Below are 18,810 nucleotides of genomic sequence, written 5' to 3'. Positions count from 1 at the left end.
ACACCAAAAATTGGGGGATGCATGACGAAAGCTATCCAGTCGAGCCTTGCTGTTGCCATGTTGGCGATGCCGTATATTTCGCACGCGCAATCAAGCGTTACACTGTACGGATTGATCGACGAGGGGATCAACTACACCAATAACGTGGCCGGTCGTAGTAGTTTTGAGATGCAGAGCGGATTCGCTCAGGGAAGCCGATGGGGCCTCAAGGGAATCGAAGATCTTGGTGGCGGAACCAAGGCTGTCTTCCAGCTAGAAAATGGTTTCGATGTCAACTCCGGCGCTGCTGGTCAGGCAAAGCGAATGTTCGGTAGGCAAGCGTACGTCGGCTTGCAGAGCGATCGCTTCGGTACGTTGACGTTTGGTCGCCAATATGACTCGGTCGTCGACTATCTGGCGCCGTTGACGGCGAATGGGAACTGGGCCGGATATCTGCTCTCACATCCTTTCGATAACGACAACACCGACAATTCGTTCCGATTGAACAACTCGGTGAAATTCGCCAGCAATACCTATGGCGGGTTCTCGTTTGGGGGGCTGTACGGATTCAGCAATCAAGCATCTGGTTTTTCCAACAATCGTGCATATAGCGTCGGTGCCCAATATGTTTCCGGCCCTGTCTCGATTGCTGCTGCGTACATGCAGATCAACAATCCGGGCGGCACTGCGATCGGATCGCTCGCAACGGACGATACATCTTTCGTCGCGGGTCGTCAGCGCGTTTGGGGCGCCGGCATAAATTATCAGGTCACCAACGATGCGACGATCGGATTCGTTTATTCGCACACGGATCTGAATAATGCATCGAGCTCCGCCTACGTCGGAAGTTTCTCCAATACAGCCGATTCACTGAAATTTGATAATTTCGAGATCAATGCGAAATATCAATTTACCAAGAATGCATACTTTGGGGGTATGTACAATTATACTCGCGGTCGCTTCGACGGCGCCGCCGGCAATGCAACTCCCAAGTGGCAGCAAGTCGGCCTGATGGTCGATTACCAACTTTCCAAGCGAACCGACTTCTATGTACAAGGGATGTATCAACATCTGTCAGGCGGCGTCGACAGCATAGCGCCACTGAATGCAGCGTTTATTACGGGGGCTGCCTCTTCGTCGTCGACGACGAACCAAGTCCTTGCTCGTATCGCAATGAGGCACACATTTTAATTCGAACTCCGATTGATAATTCGGCGTCGAATGGATTTCGATTCGTTTGAGAAACACCGGTTTCCCGACGCATTCCCTGCGTCTGGGAACCGAGCATCGCTATCAGCCATCCGGTTGCAGGAACGGCCTTTCAATCGATGCGAAATTTTTTTTCGTGCCTTGCGAGTAACGTGGTTCGCAACGAACCTGATTCGGCCATTTCGCCTGCCGAATCACGCGGACCGGTCGCACAAGCTGACCGCGCTTCCGGTCATACAGAGGCAATTGCAAAACCCTACGCCGCGACCGACGCCACGTCGACCAGTATCAGCGTTAGCGCCGCACCATCAAGGGTGCCAAAATTGCAGCTTCAGGACCTCGCCGAGTAGTTCGTCAGCACGATCTCTGAGCGTTAAGTGGTTGTAGCGTTCGGCCATAGCGCGAATCGACTGAAGTCTCGCGCGCCAATATGCGGGATCGCCGATGACCGCGCCGAGCGGAAACTCCTCGCCTCTTTCAGAAAGGATTTGAAGGGCGCTTTTTACATGCGCCAGTTCGTGTTCAAGCGTGACGTAGCGATAATCCATACGTACACCCTGTCAATTTCTTGTTGATGGTGCAGGGACACATTCGTAGCACTGTTGGTCCGGCTCAACAGCTCAAGCTGTTTCACCTAGCGTTTGCTCTGCATCCGGCACCAATCCAAGACAGACTGATGCTACGACTGCGTAGAAGGTCAATTCAGCGTCGTGAGCAGATTACCGCTATCCGTCGAATCAATCTATCCCCTGCCCTCTCGCATGACCGACATCCGTCGTGGTCGCGTTAAAATACTAAAAAGTATTGGGGCCTCAACTATCGATTTCCCCGTCAAAGAACGCGCAACCGTTGTGTGCCTTCAGGGGCAGGGGGTCCTGCTGGTTGCTCGCGCGGCGTCGCGATGGGCATTGCCCGGCGGCACCATTAAGCCCGGGGAGAGACCGCTGGAAGCAGCGCACCGAGAGCTATGGGAAGAAACCGGATTGGTCGGGTTAGACCTTACATACGTGATGCAATTTCGCGGCCTCGCAAAGATGCATCACGTGTTTATCGGCGAACTTGGAGACGATTTGAAGCCACGAGCGAGCAATGAGATCGACCAATGCAAATTGTTCCGTCATGACACCATCGCCAGGCTGCGGGCAAGCATTCCTACGAAGAAAATCATCGAGTTAGCCTATTGCAGCGCGCAGTCCGCATAGGCAAGAATCATCTCGCAAGTCGAGGGCACCGCTACACTTCCGCACGCAAATTTTTTAACGTCGCTCCACCTGCAGCGCGGTGACCATGCCCAACACGTACACCCACCGCGGATATACAATCGACGTGCGCTGCGAGCATAAGCTCAACGTGTCTCGAAACAACTCGATTTCCTGCGAATCTCCGCTCGGCTTCGTCGCTATAGTCGAAGTGTGCGCGACGCACACACGGTCTTTTTTCGTCGCACCATTTCGGATGGCCGATGAACAAGGCATGCCGTCAGTCGACAGACTTGATGTTTTGTGCACAGGCGCTCCGCTGGCGAAATAATCGTCGATGACCTTCTCGTGGACACCTCCAGCGTTCAACGTTGATGTGTCCGCCGCAGCTCGTGGACAGCGTAAACGACAAGGAAAATCCCTATCAACGCAACGCCGGGCGCGACGAAGGCGTTCAGCGCACCGGTGCTATGCATGAGCTTGCGAAAGATCCCCATGCCTATTCCGACGGCGATCAAAAGGAAACCCGCGGCAAACACCCAAAATGGGGCCAGCGTGCTCACTATTTGTATATTTCATTTTATGCCAGTCCTGCGGTCCATCCCCCGATAACATTTTCAATATAGCGGATCGATATTAGGGCGCACTCTTGCTTTGATAAACACTCCCATTCGGTCAGAAATCACGCATCAGGGTGGAGTGAGAACCGTATGTGAAAGGACATATTGGTTCGATGCAAGTAGAGAGAGTTGTCGGCGTGTATTGCAAGGGGTCCGAGATCACGCCGGTAATTTGTGCGTTCTCTCGTGTCCTTGAGGCCGGCACTCGGGTAATCCCCCCGAAAAACCGGTGTGATCAGAAGTAGAATTTTCTAGTTGAGGGAGTTCTACAGAATGAAGAAGTCGAGATTCACGGACAGCCAGATCATGGATGCGCTCAAGCGCGTGGAAGCGGGGCTGTCGGTGCCGGACCTGTGCCGGGAGCTGGGCATCAGCACGGCGACGTTCTACAAATGGCGCTCGAAGTACGGCGGCATGGACGTTTCGCTGATCGCGCGGATGAAGGAGCTGGAGGCCGAGAACGCCCGGCTGCGCAAGATGTACGTCGAGGAGAAGATCAAGGCCGAGATCGTGGCGGAGGCGCTCGCAAAAAAAGACTGAGGCCATCTTGCCGGCGTGAGATGGCCATGCATGCGGTGTCCAGCCGAGGCGTATCGATCCGGCTGGCATGTGAGGCGTTTGGGATCAGCCAGGCCCGTTATCGGTACGTCGGTCGGCGCAGCGCCGAGAACGACGAGATTGCGAACTGGCTGCTGCGTCTGACGGACAACCACCGGAACTGGGGCTTCGGACTGTGCTTCCTGTATCTGCGCAACGTGAAGGGCTTCGGCTGGAATCACAAGCGGGTGTATCGGATCTATCGCGAACTGGAATTGAACCTGCGGATCAAGCCGCGTAAGCGGCTGGTCAGGCAGGTACCAGAGCCGCTGGCGGTGCCGTCCGCCGTCAACCAGGTCTGGTCGATGGACTTCATGCACGACCAACTGGCCGACGGACGCAGCATCCGGCTGTTCAACGTGATCGACGACTTCAACCGCGAGGCACTCGGCATCGAGATCGACTTCTCATTGCCGTCGGAACGCGTGATCCGTGCGCTGCGGCAGATCATCGGTTGGCGCGGCAGGCCAAAAGCGATTCGGTGCGACAACGGGCCCGAGTACCTGAGCGCTGCGATCATCGAATGGACTCGACAGTACGGCATCAGGCTCGATTACATCCAGCCGGGCAAGCCGCAGCAGAATGCGTATATCGAACGATTCAACCGGACCGTGCGGTACGAATGGCTGTCGCAGTACCACTGGGACGACCTGGACCACGTGCAGCGTTTCGCAACCGACTGGATGTGGACTTACAATCACGACCGCCCGAACATGGCCTTGGGCGGATTTACGCCAAAACAGCGGCTGGACATGGCCGCTTAGTTTCTACTTCTGAGCCCCGTGCAAAGCGGGGGGATTACCCTCGTACAGGCCTTCGGCCGGTCGGCGATGCCCACCAGCAGCGGACTCGCCAACACTTTGATCAGGTGCCGCTCGTGACGAACGGATGCGCTACGTAAAAGTCCCAGTTGGGACCAGCCCGTTGTCTGGAGATTGGCACGCTATAATGCACGTCATGAAACTGCTTCGGACCGTCATCCTCTTGCTGCTCTGCGCGGTGCTGCCCATCAGTGGGCTGGCAGCCAGCGGCTTGACTGGCGAATGTCCGATGCAGCAAACCATGTCCATGTCCATGAACACGGACTCGAGCATGTCCGCCGACATGCCCGGCTGTGACTCGATGCAATCGACGTCGGCCGGCAAAGCCAAGGCCAAGGGCATGTTCTGTAAGGTGACTGCCCAGTGCCAGTTCGGGAGCCTGTACCATCCGGCCGCCCGCGCAGATGTCTTCCGCCCGGCGGCACGGGTCCGTCCGGTTGCCTTCCACTACGCCGAATCTCTCCCCGTCCGCGACCCGAACGGGTTGTGGCGACCTCCGCGTCTCGTCTAATCCCAAGCTGACAGGTTCACCGCACGTGCGGTGAGGTTCGTCCTATGCCAGGACGTGGAATCCCTATGGGATTTCGCCGTTGGGGTTAGAACATGCCATTCATTTTCGGCACGCCGCTGGGTCGGCGTGTTCCTCGGCGCGCGCATACGCTTTTTGCCGCGCTTCTCGTTGCGGGCGTCGCCCACGCCCAGCAAGCACCTTTCACGCTCGACGCCGCGTTGCAGGCGGCGGCCGACCATTCCGCGTCGACGCAGGCGGCGCAGGCGTCCGTGCGCGCCAGCTCGGAAGCAGCCGTCAAAGCCGGCCAGCTACCCGATCCGATGCTCAAGGCGGGCATCGACAATCTGCCGATCAACGGCGGCCAGCGCTTCACGATCGGCCAGGACTTCATGACGATGCGGCGCATCGGCATCGAACAGGAATGGGTGTCCGGTGACAAGCGGCGGCTGCGCTCGGCACTCGCGAGCGAAGTGGTCGGTCGTGAGCATGCCAGCTATCTGATGCAGCTCGCCAATGTCCGGCAGCAAACCGCGACGGCATGGCTGAACGCCGTCTACGCGAAGCAAGCGGTCGCGCTTCAGCAGGACTTGCTGGACCACATGGCGCACGAACTGGCGGCCACGAAGGCGTCCTATCGTGGCGCGAAGGCGAACGCGACCGACGTCATTCAAGCCCAGGCCATGCTGGCGCAGACCCAGGACCAGGTGTTGAAGGCGCAGCAGACCTACCAGACCGCGTTGATCGGCCTGTCTCGCTGGACGGCAGTGTCGGTTGCCGACGTCGCCGGGCAGCCTCCCGCGCCCGAATCGTTCGTTTCCGGTTTGCCGCCGGACGAGCTGCGTTTTTCGCAGCCCGCGTTGGTGGCCGCAGCCGACGACATCGCGGTTGCCGAAGCCGATACTGCGGTCGCGAACAGCGAGCGCAGTCCCAACTGGACGTGGGAAATCGCGTACCAGCAACGCGGCGGAGCGTACTCGAACATGGTGTCGGTCGGCGTCAGCATCCCGTTGCCGCTGAACCGCAAGAACCGCCAGAACCGCGACGTCGCCGAAAAAACCGAACTCGCGACCAAGGCACGCCTGACCTACGAGGACACACTGCGACAGGTGCAGGCCGACATTCGCAGTCAGTCCGCCATCCTGGCCAGCGGCCGCGAGCGCATTGCCGGCTTGACCCAATCCCTGTTGCCTGCGGCCGCTCAACGCGTCCAGCTCGCGAACGCCGCCTATCGCGCCGGCACGGGGTCGCTCGCGGACACGTTCGCCGCCCGCCGTGCGCAGCTGGAGGCGCAATTGCAGGTGCTCGACCTGAAGCGTGAGATCTCGCAAACGTGGGCTCAACTCGAATATCAAGTCGTGCCGTCGACGATGGCCGCTGCTCAGTGAGGAAGACAACATGACCAACCAACCACTGGTGCGCGCCGTTCTCACCGTATTCGCCGGCGCGACCTTGCTCGGGGCAGGCTATTTCATCGGTACACGCCACGCGTCGACCGGCGCCGTGGCGGCACCCACGACTGCTGCCGCGGCTGGCGACAAAATCGATCCGAAGACCGGCAGGAAGGTGCTGTATTGGCACGATCCGATGGTGCCGAACCAGCATTTCGACAAGCCGGGCAAATCGCCCTTCATGGACATGCAGCTCGAGCCGGTCTATGCGGATGAAGGTGGCGGCTCGTCCGGCATCAGGATCGACCCAGGTCTGCAGCAAAACCTCGGTATCCGCTACGCGACGGTTCGCCGACAGGACACGACCGGCGGATTCGATGCGGTCGGCACAACGCAGTTCGACGAGTCACGCTCGGACGTCGTTCAATCGCGTGTGACAGGCTATATCGACCGTCTGTACGCCAGCGCACCCATGCAGCGCATCGCCAAGGGTGCGCCGATCGCGTCGCTGTTCGTCCCGGACTGGCTCGCGCCGCAAGAGGAGTATCTCGCGCTCAAACGCGGCGGCATGGACGGCAGTCTGCTCGACGCGTCACGTGCGCGCATGCGTGCGCTGTCGATTCCCAACGGCTTGATCGCCAGTCTCGACCGGACCGGCAAAGCACAAACGCACGTCGTACTGACGTCCCCCGAAACGGGCGTCGTGAGTGAACTGAACGCCCGGGATGGCGCGATGGTGGCACCGGGGCAAACGCTCGCGAAAATCGCCGGCTTGTCGAAGCTCTGGCTCATCGTCGAAATTCCGGAAGCGCTCGCGACGAGCGTGCAGCCCGGCATGACTGTCGACGCGACGTTCGCCGGCGACCCGGCCCAGCATTTCGCCGGACACATCCGGGAAATCCTTCCCGGCATCAGCGCCAGCAGCCGCACGCTCCAGGCGCGCCTGGAAATCGACAACAGCGCGCTCAAGCTGACGCCGGGCATGCTGATGCGCGTGCGCGTCGGCGGCCAGAAGGCCGTGTCGCGTTTGCTCGTGCCGTCCGAAGCGGTCATCACGACCGGCAAGCGCTCGATCGTCATCGTAAAGAACGGCGACGGTCGTCTGCAGCCTGCATCGGTGACGGTCGGCAACGACATCGGCAACGAGACTGAGGTGCTGAGCGGCCTGAACGACGGCGATACCGTCGTCGCGTCCGGCCAGTTCCTGATCGATTCCGAAGCCAGCCTGAAGTCCGTGCTGCCGCGCCTGCAAGACGGTAGCGGAGCGAATGCGGCCGCATCGGCGTCCGCGCCTGCCGCGGCTACGCGAAGCTACGAGACCACCGGCAAGGTCGAAAAGGTCACCGCGGCGGACATCACCTTCTCGCACCAGCCCGTTCCCGCGCTCGGCTGGGGTGCGATGACGATGACGTTCAACAAGCCGGCACCGAATGCCTTTCCGGACGTCAAGGCCGGGCAGACAGTGCATTTCGTCTTCAAGCAGACCGATGACGGCTACCAGCTGACCCAGGTCGAGCGGGCCGGAGGTACCCAATGATCGCGCACCTCATACGCTGGTCCATTCGCAACCGGTTCATGGTGTTGCTCGCGACGCTCCTCGTCGCGGCATGGGGCGTCTACTCGCTCAAGGAGACGCCACTCGATGCGTTGCCCGACCTGTCGGACACGCAGGTGATCATCAAGGCGTCGTATCCGGGCAAGGCACCGCAGGTGATCGAGGATCAGGTCACGTATCCGCTCACGACGACGCTGCTCGGCGTGCCCGGCGCCAAGACCATCCGCGCGTATTCGTCGTTCGGTGACGCGTTCGTCTACGTGCTGTTCGATGACAAGACCGATCAGTATTGGGCGCGCTCGCGCGTGCTGGAGTACTTGAATCAGGTGCAAAGCCGCCTCCCGCAGGGCGCGACCGTGTCGCTCGGCCCGGATGCGACCGGTGTCGGCTGGGTGTACGAGTACGCGCTCGTCGACCGCACCGGGCAGCACGATCTTGGGCAGTTGCGCGCGCTCAACGATTGGTTCCTGAAGTTCGAGCTGAAAGCCGTGCCGGACGTGTCGGAGGTCGCCAGCATCGGCGGCATGGTGCGTCAGTATCAGGTCGTGCTCGATCCGGACAAGCTGCGCGCATACGGCATAACCCAGGGGATGGTGGCCGATGCGCTCGGCAAGGCCAATCAGGCGTCCGGCGGCTCGGTGGTCGAACTCGCCGAGTCGGAATACATGGTGCGCTCGTCCGGCTACCTGCGCACGCTCGACGATTTCCGCAACGTCGTGCTCCGCACGAACGACGCAGGTACCCCGGGGCTGCTCGGCGACGTCGCACGCATCCAGATCGGCCCGGAGATGCGGCGCGGCATTGCCGAACTCAATGGAGAGGGAGAAGTCGCGGGGGGCGTCATCGTCATGCGCTCGGGCAAGAATGCGTTGACGACCATCGACGCGGTCAAGGCCAAGCTCGCGGACCTGAAACGCTCGTTGCCGCCTGGCGTCGAAGTCGTCACGACCTACGACCGCTCGCAACTCATCGAACGCGCGGTGGACAACCTGAAGGACAAGCTGATCGAGGAATTCATCATCGTCGGGCTCGTCTGCGCGGTGTTCCTGTTTCATCTGCGCAGCGCGTTCGTCGCGATCCTGTCGCTGCCGCTCGGCGTGCTGGCCGCTTTCATCGTGATGCGCTACCAAGGCGTGAACGCGAACCTGATGTCGCTGGGCGGGATCGCGATCGCCATCGGCGCCATGATCGACGCGGCCATCGTGATGATCGAGAACGCGCACAAGCACCTGGAGGCGTATGAGCACGCGCATCCCGGCGTACCGATATCGGCCGCGCAGCGCTGGGAACTCATCGCGACCTCCGCAGCGGAAGTCGGGCCGGCACTGTTCTTCTCGCTGCTGATCATCACGCTGTCGTTCATTCCGGTGTTCTCGCTCGAGGGCCAGGAAGGCAAGTTGTTCTCGCCGCTCGCGTTCACGAAAACCTACACGATTGCCGCTGCTGCGGGGCTGTCGGTGACGCTGGTGCCGGTGCTGATGGGGTATCTGATCCGTGGACGGATTCCGCACGAGACCGCGAACCCCATCAACCGCGTGCTGATCCGACTGTACCGGCCGCTGCTCGAGGGAACACTGAGACGACCCTGGCTCGCCATCGGCCTGGCCGCCGTCGCACTGCTGTTGACCGCGATCCCGGTTTCGCGTCTTGGTGGCGAATTCATGCCGCCACTCGACGAGGGCGATTTGCTGTACATGCCGACCGCTCTACCGGGCATTTCGGCGCAAAAAGCTTCCGAGCTGCTGCAGCAGACCGACCGGCTGATCAAGACCGTGCCTGAGGTCGCAACCGTATTCGGTAAATCTGGCCGCGCCGACACGGCCACGGACCCGGCGCCGCTCGAGATGTTTGAGACGACGATCCAGTTCAAGCCCCGCAGCCAGTGGCGGCCCGGCATGACGCCGGAGAAGCTGGTGGACGAGCTTGACCGGACCGTCAAGGTGCCGGGCCTGTCGAACGTATGGGTGCCGCCGATCCGCAACCGGCTCGACATGCTGTCCACCGGCATCAAGACACCCGTCGGGGTCAAGATTTCCGGACCGGACCTGACGCAGATCGACACGATCGCGACGCAGGTCGAAGCCGCCGTGAAGCACGTGCCAGGCGTCACCTCCGCACTGGCGGAGCGCCTGAACGGCGGCCGGTACATCGACGTCGACATCGACCGGCTCGCGGCTGCGCGATACGGCCTGTCGGTCGCGGACATCCAGGCTGTCGTGTCGTCGGCGGTTGGCGGAGAGAACGTCGGCGAGGTCATCGCCGGACGCGAGCGCTTCCCGATCAACATCCGTTATCCGCGCGAAGTTCGCGATTCGCTCGAGCGGCTGCGGCAGTTGCCGGTCGTCACGGATCGCGGCGCGCAAATCCAGCTCGGCGACGTCGCGCATGTGACGATCGCCGACGGGCCGCCGATGATCCGCAGCGAGAATGCACGGCTGTCAGGCTATGTGTACGTCGACATTCGCAACACGGATCTTCAATCGGCCGTTCAGGCGATGCAGAAGGCCGTTGCGCAACAGGTCCAGCTGCCGCCGGGTTATTCGATTGCCTGGTCGGGACAGTTCGAATACCTGGAGCGGGCCGCCGCCAAGCTGCGCACGGTCATTCCGGTCACGCTCGTCGTCATCTTCGTGCTGTTGTTCCTGACATTCAATTCCGCAGCGGACGCGCTGCTGCTGATGTCGACCGTGCCGTTCGCGCTCGTTGGTGGCTTCTGGCTCATCTGGGTGCTGGGGCACGCAGTCTCCGTCGCTACGTCGGTCGGCTTCATCGCGCTCGCCGGCGTGGCGGCTGAATTCGGTGTCGTGATGCTGCTTTACCTGAAAGGTGCGTTGAACCGCCGGCTGGAAGCCGGCGAGCCACTCACGGAAGCGCTGCTGTTCGACGCGATTCGCGAGGGCGCCGTGCTGCGCGTGCGGCCCAAGGCCATGACGGTTGCCGTCGTGCTCGCGGGCCTCATCCCCATCATGGTCGGGCATGGCGCCGGCTCCGAGGTCATGCAGCGCATTGCCGCGCCGATGGTGGGCGGCATGATCACCGCACCGTTGCTTTCGATGTTCGTCATTCCCGCGGCCTGGTTTCTGCTGCAGCGCCGTCGCGCGCGAAAGCTGGACCCGTCGCGGACCTACCAAGCAGTTCCATCCGGCATGCAAGTGCCTTCCACCCAACCTGGAGAAACGCAATGAAGAAGCTGTTCCTTACAACTGTCGCTGTCTGTGCAATCGGCGCATTTGCCGCCCCGGCTTTCGCTGGCGACGACATGGCAGGCAAGAGCATGTCGATGAAACCGTCCGCTACGTCGTCGAATGCCGCGCTGACCGACGCGGAAGTGAAGAAAGTCGATGCTGCCACGGGGATGATCACGCTCAAGCACGGCGAGTTCGCCAACATCGGCATGGCTGCGATGACGATGGCCTACAAGGCCAAGGATGCAGCGATGGTCAAGCAGGCTCACGAAGGTGACAAGGTGAAGGTCCGCGTCGAGGACGTCAACGGCACACTCACGATCGTGAAGCTCGTGAAGCAATCCTGACGATGTAGTGAAACAGGCGCGGGCTCGCCCTCCTGGGCGACCTGCGCGGTCGAAGCGAAGGAGGACAACGATGCGAACCACAAGACGCCAGACTTCGGCACGTGTGGGACGAATTGCCGGCGTACTCCAGCATGTGCTGCGTGGTGCGGTTGCCTTCTTGTTCGCCCTGATTTCGCTTGCGGCACATGCAGTTGTCGACGCGGACCTGCTGCCGCCTGAGCGCGCTTTTCCGCTGCATGTATCGCTCGGCGCCCCGCAACGAGTTGACCTCGCATTCAACACGCATCCCGGCTACTACCTCTATCGGGACCGCTTCGATTTTGCTGTCGACGGTGTGTCGGTCAAGTCTCAACAGATGCCGCCCGGCGAATTGAAAGACGACCCGACGTTTGGCAAAGTGACTGTCTATCATCAGCCGGTCAGCATTCCGATTGCGCTGCCGCACGCTATCTCCACAAGCATCGTTTTGTCGGTGACATCACAGGGATGTGCGGACGTCGGCGTCTGCTATCCGCCGCAGACGAGGCACTTTAGGATTGCCGCGAACGGCGTCATTACGCCCGTCTCGGCCGTCGACAACGCGCCGAAAGCGGAAACCCGCATCGCGGATACCGGGAACGTGTCGGTGCCTGCCGTGTTCGGCATGCCACTGCGGCCCGCAAACGGAATTTCCTGGTTCGAGCTCGGCGGATTCCTGCTTGCCGGATTGCTCATGGCGGGCACCGTATGCATGTACCCGTTGATACCGATCGTCACGAGCGTCATCAGCGGCCGGCAGGCGACCACGCTCTGGCGCGGATTCGGATTGTCATTTGCCTACGTCCAGGGCCTAGCGTTGACCTACGCGGCAGCGGGAACGCTCGCAGCACTGGCCGGCATTCCGCTGGTGGCACTCACGCAGCGGCCTTGGGTGCTTGCGACGTTCGGCTTGCTTCTGATCTTGATGGCGCTTGGTATGTTCGGTCTGTTTCGCCTGCAGTTGCCGACCCGGTTGCAAAGCCATGTCGCGACCTGGAGCAATCGGCTTCCCGGCGGCCGGGTCGGACCGGTATTCGCGATGGGCGCACTCTCGGCGCTGATTGTCGGCCCGTGCTCGACACCGGTCCTGGCGGGCGCGTTGCTGTACATCGCAAACAGCCAGGATATCGTCGGCGGCGCACTGGCGCTGTATGTGATGGGTATCGGCATCGGCCTGCCGCTGCTGGCCGTGGGGACCTTCGGCGCGCACGTGCTGCCGAAGTCGGGGCGCTGGATGCTCGCGGTGCGCAATGGGCTCGGCGTCATGCTGCTCGTTGCCGCCTTGTGGTTCGTTTATTCGCTGATACCGGCCTGGCTGCTGATGGTTCTCGTTGGCCTGCTGCTGGCAAGCTGCGGGATGATGCTGCGAGCCATCGACCCGCTGCCTCATGACGCGGCCGGCATTTCGCGCGTGGGGAAGGCTGTCGGCATATTGCTGCTGGTCGCCGGCGTCGCAGAGTTCATCGGCGTAGCGTCGGGGAATTTCGACGTGATCGCGCCACTTGGCGGCGTCATGCAGATCTCGTCGATCAAACAAAGCGAGTCCGCTGTCCGATTCCAGCCGGTGCATTCCAATGCCGAGTTGGACGAGGCGCTTACTTCAGCGAACGGCCAGCCTGTCATGGTGGATTTCTATGCGGACTGGTGCATCACCTGCAAGGAACTCGAGCGCTTCACGTTCAGTGACTCGCGCGTCGCAAATGAGCTGACCCGGTGGAAATTGTTGCGCATCGACGTGACGCACAACACTGCCGAGGATACCGCCATGTTGCGACGGTACGGCCTGTTCGGACCGCCTGCGCTGATCTTCTACGACAGAAGCGGCCGGCAACAGCCCGACGCGCAGTTGGCAGGCTTCATCGCCGCCGACGGGTTCTTGGCCCACTTGAAGCGATGGGGACAATAACGTGATGCGACGCAATCGCTCATTTACTGGCAGTAGCAGTCGGGCTGAGCGGCGCCTATACTGGAAATCATGAAATTCTGGGTCAGAATCATCGCCTGTTTCCTGATTGCGTGGCTACCGATGCTCGGGTACCCGGCGCAGGCAGTGGTGTGTCCCGAGATGTCCACGATGTCGCTCCAGCCGTATCACGTGAAGGCTGAAGATTCGTCGGGGCCGACGGGATGCATGACGGCTGCCAAGCATCATGCTGCCAGCGCCCAGTCGCCAGCTTGTCATGGAAATATGGGCAGCGCCGCATGCGGCATGCCGGCCATACCCGTCTCGCACCTCACCGCCTTCGCTCCCGCGGCCCCTATCTATCGGGCCATCACTCCCACCTTTGGCGAACAGTTCATCCCTGAGCTTCCGGCACCCCCGCCGCGTTCGCTGTAATTCCCCTCGTTGACACCTTTCGAGTGGTCTCGCGCCACGGATCGCGCACGCTCGCGGCCGATGTACGCGACTCGAATGGTCTCGCAATTCTCGCTTGAATCGATGAATCGAACATGGAGAGTCACATGAACGCAAGTCTCGTACGGACCGTCTTCGTTTCCGCATTGCTTGTCACCGCCAGCGCTGTGAGTTTCGCGGCCGCGGGGGCCAATCCAGGCCATTCCAAGCAAGACCCGCAACAGGGTCAAGGCTCGATGATGATGGGTATGGGTGGAATGATGGGCAGTTGTCCGATGATGGGTGCAAGCGCCGGCATGGACCCGAAAACCGCAATGCGAATGCACGCGGAGATGATGCGGGCCATGAGCGACATCATGCTCAAGTATTCCGACCAGGCTGGATCAGCCCCCTCGAAGTAACGAAGGTCGAACCGATAGCTCTTACCTCATACAGCCTGAAAGGAAATTTTGACCATGAAATGCAGCTTGAAAGCGATGGTATCCATCGCGCTCGCGTTGGCCGCCGTTATCGTCATCGGATACTGGGCGCTGCCGCAGTTGCGCGGCGCGATTTCGACGATCGCTATCGTCGCGAGCGCGTTCGTTTGTCCACTGGCGATGATGCTCATGATGCGCAACATGCCCGCGCACGTGGGCCATGACGACACCACGACTCGGACGGTGGATGAAACGAAGCCGTAACGCTAACAGAGTCCGAACGGAGTCGCGCGAGCCCGGTGCAGTTGCGACCGCACCGGTTCCTCGCGCGACGCGGAGAGAGCGATGTTTACTGGAAAACCGATAGTCAATTTCATCATCGGTCTGCTTGCCGTTATCGGCCTGATCGTCGTGCTGGGTGCGTCGCGATGGTGGCAATGCACGCGGGAATGATGCCTGGGGCGTGGTCGTGCGGCAACGCCATGCACCTGTCCCGCGGAATTTAGACCTCAAGTGTTGGAGAGTCGAAGTGAAACGAGATACGTCTCAAGGTACGCGCAGCTCGCCTGCGACCAAACGTTCCGGACCATCTGGCAAGCCAATGCGACATCTGCTGTTCCTGCTGGCTCTGGTCATTGCGATACCAACAGCGTTGGTATGGGGACCTTCATTTGTACATCGGTTGACGGGCTCAACCGCGGTTGCCATCGACACGTCGAATCCGATTCAGCAGATTCCCGGGTGGAGAGTCGGCATGCTGCTACCAGACGGCCTGCGCATCATGCCGACCGGTCGAAACGACGCGTCGCATGTGCTTGCCCCGAAGCAGTTCCACGACAAGGCCGTACAGCACGCGTACTGGGTGGCAACCCAGATCCCCGCGACGCTCAACAAGCTTTACTGCTGGTGCGGTTGCGAGAACCGGGGCGAACACCGCTCGAATCTTCAATGCTTCGAGGATCAGATGGCGGTGTCGTGTCCCGTCTGCCAGGGAACCGCCGAGATCGCCTATCGGATGACGCAAGCCGGGATTCAGGATGCGGGCAAGATTCAGGCGGCCGTCGACGCGAAATGGGCCCCCAAGGGATGAGCGAGTGCCGTCGCTATCCCGGCAAAGGAGGATGCTATGGAGCTGAAGTGTGTAATCGCGGTGGTGCGTCCCGAAGTATTGACTGCGCTCGAAAGGCGACTAGCTGCGCTACATATCCACGGGTTGACGGTGACCAAGGTCATGGGTTTCGGTGCACACCCGAATCCTTACGCCAACGACCCGACCACCGAGCACATCAAGATTGAAATTTTTACAACGGCCGACAACGTCGCTGGCCTGGCGAAGGAAATCATCGACGTCGCGAAAGAGCGGTCTGGTGACGATGGTGTTATCGCTGTCGTATCGGTCGAACACTTTTGGCGCGTTCGAACAGCGTCCGAATCGCCTCCGTGATTCGTTCGTTGAAAGGGGCTTCCGGCATCGCCTCCGGCCCAAACTCGTATGGGCGGCTCCATCGTCACAGAGCAGACACAGGGACCCCGTGAAGAATCGACGAGATGACCAGACAGGAAGTCTTTGAATTAATTGGATAATATTTTAGGGCCTGACTGCAAACCCTTGTCAGGCCTAGCGCGCGCAACACCGGTAAAACGCACGAAAATCAAGGGGAGGCCCGTGGCGCGCGGCGACGCGCTCGACCACGCCGCGGTGAATGTCGTCCATGGCGCGTGCGTGCAGCGTCAGCGCGATCCATGCGCGATCGCCGAACACGCGCGCGAACCATTCGACCTGCGCATCGAGGCGCTGCTCATTGGCCGGGAAGTCGGGCGACAGGATCGCGATGCAGTCGGGCAGGCCGCGCAGGTGGGTGTACGGCGCTTCCGGGTGCTCGAGATCGAGCGGTGCCAGCCGGTACGAGCCTTTCTTGCTGCGCATGCGACCGAGCGAAATGAATTCGCAGAGGTTGCCGTAACCGTCGCGGTTCGTCGCGAGGGCGGTGAAGGCGAGCGCGGGCGAGCCGTCGGCGGCCGTCAGCCGGAAGTGCGAACCGATGATCAGCGGCATGTTCGCGGCCTTCGCTTCGACGTGCGCGCGCACGACGCCAGCCAGCGAGCACTCGTCGGTGATCGCGATCGCGCTGTAGCCGAGCTGCGCCGCGCGCGCCACGTATTCCTCCGCGCGCGACGCGCCGTGCAGGAACGAGAAATCGGAGGCCACTTGAAGTTCCGCGTAGGCGGGCAGGGCGCCGAAATTGCCGGCGTTCATGGTGGATCAGCCGAACAGGCCGTGCAGGAAGAAGCGCGCTTCGCTCTCGTCGCTGGCCGTCGGCCGCTCCTTGTAGATCCAGTAGCAGATGCCGTTGTCGTCCTCGGCGACGAAGTAGTCGCGCGTCACGGTCTGCCCATCCTGCCAGCCGCCTTCGATGCGCTCGCCGGGGGATGCCATGCGCAGCGGCGTGCCGTAGAACGGCCGATGCTGGCGCGTGAGCAGCGGCACCGGCTTGGCAAGCAGCCAGGCCGGGCGCGGTAGATCCGCCGGCAGTGGCGAGGGCTTCGGCGCGTCGCGCATCGGCACCCATCGGGCGGCCGGCTCCGGACGGTAGTCGGCCATGGGAGCCGGGACAAGCACGTTCTCGGCACCGAGCCGCGCAGTCAGCAGCTCGAGCAGCCGCGCGTGATCCTGCGGCGTGCCGCCGGGCTCCGGGAACAGCGAGTCGCTCGGCGCGGCCGCTTCCTGCACGCTGCGGGCGACCAGGCGCACCGCAATCACGGGCCCGGCGAGCTCGACGTGGCCGAGCCGTTCCTTGACGAGCCGCGTGAGGTGTTCTTCGAATCGGGTAGGAGCGCCCAGCGCGATTTCGATCTCGGTCGGCGCGATCGCGTCGCGCCCGCGCTCGTGCTCGAGCAGCAGTGCAAACGCAGCGACGTCCAACTGTTTCGCGGTGAGCCAACCCGTCAGCTGCAAGATCAGCCGGCGCGCGACGAACAGCAGCGCCTCGGCGTGCTCGACGCGGTCCATCAGTTCGACGCGCGTGTCGAACGACGGCGGCATTTCAAGCCAGTCGTAGGCGGCCGGCGCGGTGCCGGCTACCTGGTCGAGCCAGTCGAGCAGTTGCGTGCCGCAGCGCTTTTTCAACCCGGCGCGCGGCAAGCGCTGCAGATCGGCCAGCGTTTCGCAGCCGAGATCCTCAAACCAGTTCGCGTAGCGCCGCGCGTCCGGCGCCACGACGAGCGGCACGCGCGCGAGCGCGCGGCGCAGCGATCGCGCGGACAGCGCGAGGCCGCCGCGCAGGCCGCGGGCGACCATCCACGCGGCCGGACCTGACGACGCGACGGATATCGCAGCGGTGACGCCGAACGATGCGACGACGTCGCGCACGCGCTGGCGCAGCGCGCGGATGCCGTGGAACAGGCGCAGGCTCGCGGTCACGTCGAGCACCACCACGGCTTCGTCGGCGTCGACGACGCTCGGCGTGAACTGCAGGAGCGCATAGGCAACGCCGAGCACGAGCTCGCGCTCGCGCGCGGCGTCGCGCTCGCAGATCCGCGCGTCCGGCGCGAGGGACAGCACGCCCCCGCGGCGCATGCCAGCAACCACGCCGAGCGCACGCGCGGCGCGATCGAGCGCCACGACGCGGCCGCTCTCAAGCACGACGAGCCCGCGCGCATCGTCAGGCGACGGCGCCGGCGATCGCGGCCGGAACACTTCGAGGTTGAGGTGCGGCAGATGCACGCCGATCCAGACTTGCATGGCGGTTCAACAAAATCGGCGAGGGTGACAAGGGAACGAACAGCGGCGTATCACGTGCCGGCCCGCGGCGCTTCACGAACGTGACGTCGACGCCGTCGCGCTTCGGGGCCAGCGCGAGGCGCAGCGGCGCCGGCGACGCGTCGCGCGCGGCGGCCGCCGGCCGGAAGAGGTAGAACAGCGCCTGCCCGCTCTGCGCGGCCAGATTGAGCCGCCGCAATGCGTCCGCACGGACATGCGACTGCCATAGCAGCACGGCAGCGCACGTACCGGCGCGCAGCGCCTGTTCGGCGGCCCACAGCGCGTCAGCCGTGCGCGGCGCCGGCAGCGTCACGAACCCGAACGGGTCGATGCCCCAGTACGCAAGCGCCAGCGGTTGCAGCGCGTGCGGCGGCTGGATCAGCATGACCGGCTTGCCGGCCGCGCGCGTGAGCACCGGCACCAGCAGACGAAGCTCGCCGATACCAGGCTGCGGCGCGATCAGTTCGATCAGCGCGCCGGCCGGCCAGCCGCCGCCGGGCAGTTCGGCCGTCAGTTCCGGATAGCCGGTGTCGATGCCGCGGGCGCTTGAGCGAGCCAGTTGGCTGGCGCGCCATAAACCCGGGTGGATTGCTTCTGGATGGGCGAGGGCGGGGTGCATGGGGTCGGTTACGCAAAACACTGTATGTTTGTACAGTATATGACAGAGATAACCGCCCCTCCAACCCCCGCGTTTACGCTGCGAGCTGGTGCTCGTAGTACGGCCGTTCGCGGTCGGCGAGGATCTCGCGTAGCTGCGCGCGGCGGGAGGGATCCGGAGCGAGCCAAGCGTCCACATTCGACGACTTGATGGGGACGATGCACCTGTAGGAATACTTCATTTTGTTA

Annotated in this window: 18 protein-coding genes and 1 pseudogene; 15 read left to right on the top strand and 4 right to left on the bottom strand. The window is 62.2% G+C overall.

Annotation, left to right across the window (positions count from 1 at the left end; all coding sequences use genetic code 11):
- The first annotated feature begins 21 nt into the window (after positions 1–21).
- Complete coding sequence (locus L810_RS37170; protein ID WP_042977803.1) at positions 22–1,170, top strand: porin; 1,149 nt, start codon at positions 22–24, stop codon at positions 1,168–1,170.
- Positions 1,171–1,496: 326 nt separating this feature from the next.
- Here the strand turns inward: L810_RS37170 and L810_RS37165 are convergent, their stop codons facing one another.
- A complete protein-coding gene (locus L810_RS37165; protein ID WP_051392378.1) occupies positions 1,497–1,736 on the bottom strand; it encodes a hypothetical protein in 240 nt (79 codons plus the stop codon).
- A 213-nt stretch (positions 1,737–1,949) separates the two neighbouring features.
- On the opposite strand from L810_RS37165, the gene L810_RS37160 reads away from it, so the two are divergent.
- The 14 genes from L810_RS37160 (at position 1,950) to L810_RS37095 (ending at position 15,648) form a co-directional block, all read left to right on the top strand.
- Positions 1,950–2,390 carry an NUDIX hydrolase gene (locus tag L810_RS37160; protein ID WP_081712950.1) on the top strand — a complete coding sequence of 147 codons (441 nt, stop codon included), beginning with the start codon at positions 1,950–1,952 and terminating at the stop codon, positions 2,388–2,390.
- Between the two features lie 389 nt (positions 2,391–2,779).
- A complete protein-coding gene (locus L810_RS47780) occupies positions 2,780–3,013 on the top strand; it encodes a hypothetical protein (RefSeq protein WP_155836450.1) in 234 nt (77 codons plus the stop codon).
- A gap of 267 nt (positions 3,014–3,280) precedes the next feature.
- Positions 3,281–4,368 (top strand): IS3 family transposase gene (locus L810_RS37145; RefSeq protein WP_155836448.1). Its coding sequence is split into 2 segments (ribosomal slippage): positions 3,281–3,542 and positions 3,542–4,368, totalling 1,089 coding nucleotides; the frame shifts between segments, so codons are not numbered across the junction.
- A gap of 193 nt (positions 4,369–4,561) precedes the next feature.
- Positions 4,562–4,936 carry a hypothetical protein gene (locus tag L810_RS37140; RefSeq protein WP_021163305.1) on the top strand — a complete coding sequence of 125 codons (375 nt, stop codon included), beginning with the start codon at positions 4,562–4,564 and terminating at the stop codon, positions 4,934–4,936.
- Positions 4,937–5,028: 92 nt separating this feature from the next.
- Entirely contained in the window at positions 5,029–6,321 is a 1,293-nt protein-coding gene (locus L810_RS37135; protein ID WP_021163304.1) for a TolC family protein, read from the top strand.
- Positions 6,322–6,331: 10 nt separating this feature from the next.
- Positions 6,332–7,861 (top strand): efflux RND transporter periplasmic adaptor subunit, encoded by a 1,530-nt coding sequence (locus L810_RS37130; RefSeq protein ID WP_021163303.1) that lies wholly within the window; start codon positions 6,332–6,334, stop codon positions 7,859–7,861.
- Positions 7,858–11,064, top strand: coding sequence for an efflux RND transporter permease subunit (locus tag L810_RS37125; protein WP_021163302.1), 3,207 nt, complete (start codon positions 7,858–7,860; stop codon positions 11,062–11,064). The genes L810_RS37130 and L810_RS37125 overlap by 4 nt, the downstream gene beginning before the upstream one ends.
- On the top strand, positions 11,061–11,411 hold the full coding sequence (locus L810_RS37120; protein WP_021163301.1) for a copper-binding protein: 351 nt from the start codon (positions 11,061–11,063) through the stop codon (positions 11,409–11,411). The genes L810_RS37125 and L810_RS37120 overlap by 4 nt, the downstream gene beginning before the upstream one ends.
- A 70-nt stretch (positions 11,412–11,481) precedes the next feature.
- Complete coding sequence (gene dsbD, locus L810_RS37115; protein ID WP_049036249.1) at positions 11,482–13,335, top strand: protein-disulfide reductase DsbD; 1,854 nt, start codon at positions 11,482–11,484, stop codon at positions 13,333–13,335.
- Between the two features lie 69 nt (positions 13,336–13,404).
- Positions 13,405–13,767: a hypothetical protein gene (locus L810_RS46385; RefSeq protein ID WP_049036247.1), complete on the top strand. Its 363-nt coding sequence runs from the start codon at positions 13,405–13,407 to the stop codon at positions 13,765–13,767.
- Positions 13,768–13,892: 125 nt separating this feature from the next.
- Positions 13,893–14,186, top strand: a complete 294-nt coding sequence (locus tag L810_RS37110) for a hypothetical protein (RefSeq protein WP_257009026.1) — start codon at positions 13,893–13,895, stop codon at positions 14,184–14,186.
- 54 nt (positions 14,187–14,240) lie between these two features.
- Positions 14,241–14,468, top strand: a complete 228-nt coding sequence (locus tag L810_RS37105; RefSeq protein WP_042977794.1) for a DUF2933 domain-containing protein — start codon at positions 14,241–14,243, stop codon at positions 14,466–14,468.
- Between the two features lie 490 nt (positions 14,469–14,958).
- The gene (locus L810_RS46380; RefSeq protein ID WP_081712949.1) at positions 14,959–15,294 is read left to right on the top strand and encodes a PCYCGC motif-containing (lipo)protein; all 336 of its coding nucleotides are present in this window, start codon (positions 14,959–14,961) and stop codon (positions 15,292–15,294) included.
- Positions 15,295–15,330: 36 nt separating this feature from the next.
- Complete coding sequence (locus L810_RS37095) at positions 15,331–15,648, top strand: P-II family nitrogen regulator (RefSeq protein ID WP_021163296.1); 318 nt, start codon at positions 15,331–15,333, stop codon at positions 15,646–15,648.
- A gap of 210 nt (positions 15,649–15,858) precedes the next feature.
- Here L810_RS37095 and L810_RS37090 read toward each other — a convergent pair.
- From L810_RS37090 to imuA, 3 genes and pseudogenes are all read right to left on the bottom strand, one after another.
- Positions 15,859–16,461 (bottom strand): annotated as a pseudogene (locus L810_RS37090) (PHP domain-containing protein); the annotation flags it as partial.
- Positions 16,462–16,467: 6 nt separating this feature from the next.
- Entirely contained in the window at positions 16,468–17,946 is a 1,479-nt protein-coding gene (locus L810_RS37085; RefSeq protein ID WP_042977790.1) for a Y-family DNA polymerase, read from the bottom strand.
- The gene (gene imuA / locus L810_RS47775) at positions 17,867–18,583 is read right to left on the bottom strand and encodes a translesion DNA synthesis-associated protein ImuA (RefSeq protein WP_021163293.1); all 717 of its coding nucleotides are present in this window, start codon (positions 18,581–18,583) and stop codon (positions 17,867–17,869) included. Before imuA ends, L810_RS37085 begins: the two co-directional genes overlap by 80 nt.
- Positions 18,584–18,810: the final 227 nt, after the last annotated feature.

It is taken from the genome of Burkholderia sp. AU4i (assembly GCF_000466765.1).
Lineage (GTDB): Bacteria > Pseudomonadota > Gammaproteobacteria > Burkholderiales > Burkholderiaceae > Burkholderia > Burkholderia cepacia.
Note: the sequence above shows the minus strand (reverse complement) of the source record. Positions and strands in the feature narration are given on the sequence as shown.

Bases quoted from the DNA above. Each gene is read 5' to 3' on its own strand.
- L810_RS37170 (WP_042977803.1), top strand. From the start codon at position 22: ATGACGAAAGCTATCCAGTCGAGCCTTGCTGTTGCCATGTTGGCGATG.
- L810_RS37165 (WP_051392378.1), bottom strand. From the start codon at position 1,736: ATGGATTATCGCTACGTCACGCTTGAACACGAACTGGCGCATGTAAAA.
- L810_RS37160 (WP_081712950.1), top strand. From the start codon at position 1,950: ATGACCGACATCCGTCGTGGTCGCGTTAAAATACTAAAAAGTATTGGG.
- L810_RS37140 (WP_021163305.1), top strand. From the start codon at position 4,562: ATGAAACTGCTTCGGACCGTCATCCTCTTGCTGCTCTGCGCGGTGCTG.
- L810_RS37135 (WP_021163304.1), top strand. From the start codon at position 5,029: ATGCCATTCATTTTCGGCACGCCGCTGGGTCGGCGTGTTCCTCGGCGC.
- L810_RS37130 (WP_021163303.1), top strand. From the start codon at position 6,332: ATGACCAACCAACCACTGGTGCGCGCCGTTCTCACCGTATTCGCCGGC.
- L810_RS37125 (WP_021163302.1), top strand. From the start codon at position 7,858: ATGATCGCGCACCTCATACGCTGGTCCATTCGCAACCGGTTCATGGTG.
- L810_RS37120 (WP_021163301.1), top strand. From the start codon at position 11,061: ATGAAGAAGCTGTTCCTTACAACTGTCGCTGTCTGTGCAATCGGCGCA.
- dsbD (WP_049036249.1), top strand. From the start codon at position 11,482: ATGCGAACCACAAGACGCCAGACTTCGGCACGTGTGGGACGAATTGCC.
- L810_RS46385 (WP_049036247.1), top strand. From the start codon at position 13,405: ATGAAATTCTGGGTCAGAATCATCGCCTGTTTCCTGATTGCGTGGCTA.
- L810_RS37110 (WP_257009026.1), top strand. From the start codon at position 13,893: ATGAACGCAAGTCTCGTACGGACCGTCTTCGTTTCCGCATTGCTTGTC.
- L810_RS37105 (WP_042977794.1), top strand. From the start codon at position 14,241: ATGAAATGCAGCTTGAAAGCGATGGTATCCATCGCGCTCGCGTTGGCC.
- L810_RS46380 (WP_081712949.1), top strand. From the start codon at position 14,959: ATGCTGCTACCAGACGGCCTGCGCATCATGCCGACCGGTCGAAACGAC.
- L810_RS37095 (WP_021163296.1), top strand. From the start codon at position 15,331: ATGGAGCTGAAGTGTGTAATCGCGGTGGTGCGTCCCGAAGTATTGACT.
- L810_RS37085 (WP_042977790.1), bottom strand. From the start codon at position 17,946: ATGCAAGTCTGGATCGGCGTGCATCTGCCGCACCTCAACCTCGAAGTG.
- imuA (WP_021163293.1), bottom strand. From the start codon at position 18,583: ATGCACCCCGCCCTCGCCCATCCAGAAGCAATCCACCCGGGTTTATGG.